Here is a 2,022-nt window from a genome sequence, read left to right on the forward strand (position 1 = left end):
TCAAGCCAAAACTCACGCAATTAAAAAGTGAAAACATACGTTTAATGAGCGACTTAGTCACTAGACGAAACCAATTACTATCAATGCAAACGATGGAAAAGAATCGACATCAAATCCTTCCTCAATCACTTGCATCTTCAATCAAACCTATCTTAACTGCTCTCAAAAATCAGATTGCAAAAGATAGAAAACAGAATCGAAAAACTCATAGAAACTTGCCCTGACTACCAAGCTAAAAACGAGATACTGCAGAGCGTCCCTGGTATCGGGAAAATCGCCGCAGCGTCACTTATTAGTAACGTTCCTGAGCTCGGTTACATCACCAACAAACAAGCAGCCTCTTTAATCGGGGTTGCACCCATTACGCGTGAAAGTGGCAGTTTCAAAGGCAAGAGAATGATCAAAGGTGGACGGATGCAAGTAAGGACTGTTTTATACATGGCCATGATGTCAGCGATGCAATGTAACCCTGTATTTAAAGAAACATATCAACGACTTTTGGCTGCTGGAAAACCCAAAAAAGTAGCGCTCATTGCCTGCGTCAGAAAGATGGTAGTTATTCTAAATTCAATGCTTAGAGATGGCTGTATGTGGAATGGCAGATAGCGCCAAAAATTAACTATTGACGCCATAGTCTCTTGTTATGTTTAAGACTCAAAGGGTTAAGTTTTGCGATACCAAGAGCTTAACTCGACTTATCTTTGAAAACCAAAGCTAGAAGATAAAAAGCTGAATTAACTCATAATTTTGATGCGCTGACTTTGAGTTTTAACGTGAGAAACCGAAAACTGGAGCTCAAACTTTGAAACCAAGACGCTTTTTTCGAATCACAAACACACTGAGCTTTAATGAGGCAACTCTCAGAATTTTTCGTGCCCACGAATTGGAGTCCGGAAAACAGCGACCACCGAAAGCCAACTTGCCGACAAGACCAACATTGGAAATGCGAAGGAACAAAGAAAAGATGCAACCGGCTGATTTTACGTGATTAAACATAACGCCGCGTTAAGGGGTGCAGGCACGCAATACAAAAGCTACCGCACAGTGACTTAATCACTGAACCCAACGCAAACCGAAAATGCCACGCGTGCCAAATCCCACTTAAACGCTTTGTTATGCTTAAGCTTCAATGGCTTACGTTTGACCAGAACCAAGATTAACTCGACATTGATTCACAAACAAAAACCAAAACGTAGAAAACCGAAATGAATCATAGTTTTGATAATCAGGCTCGGAATTTTGGCAAATCTAGTTTTAAGTTTGAAAACCTAGAAATGGATTTCTGATTGAGCCAACCGCCCTAACCTCGCGCTTACCCAACAATTGATTGAGGCAATACTCAGAGTTTTCAGCACCAAAGAATAAGTGTCCGAAAAACAGCGCTCAAAAAAGCCGACTTGCCGAAAAACGCCAAACTGAAAAGCAAAGGGAACAAAGAAAAACCATAAACCACTGATTTTACGTGATTAAGCATAACGCCCTGTTAAGGGGTGAGCAACGCAATACCGAAGCCGCCGCATACCGCCTTAAACACTAAAACCAACGCATAGTAAAAATGCCACGCGTTGCGAATCCCTCTTAAACAGTTTGTTATAACACAATTCCACCATAGGCACTTTATTTCTGATAACATAGGTGAATAACAGTTTTACATGGATTAGAACGATGTTTAATTTAACTTGTAACATTTCGAAACCTCAGGTTTCGCGAGAAACCGTTGAGCTAACRGCCAACAGCATGGGAGTTGATTGTAACACTTCAAAACCGATACCTTATGACGAGTTATCATTCAAGTTAGGTCATACCACTAGCCTATTAATTCTATGTCTTTCCAAAACCCGAAAGTAAGTGCGCCGGCTTTAAGGGTACTGTAGAACTAATTTCGAAACTTAGTACGTACCCATCCGTTTAAAGTTGCTTCGCTAACAATGAATAACTATCCAGATTTTTCTTTAGAGACTTGGGAAAAATATGGCTTATTTTCAGAAGATCTAGAGAATTTTAATAATATTTCACATTTTT

At 40.0% G+C, this 2,022-nt stretch carries 1 pseudogene; it reads left to right on the forward strand.

The features are described from left to right. Positions 1-619 (forward strand): annotated as a pseudogene (locus tag CIK04_RS00140) (IS110 family transposase); the annotation flags it as partial. Positions 620-2,022 lie beyond the last annotated feature (1,403 nt).

This window comes from Vibrio sp. 03_296 (genome assembly GCF_002265885.1).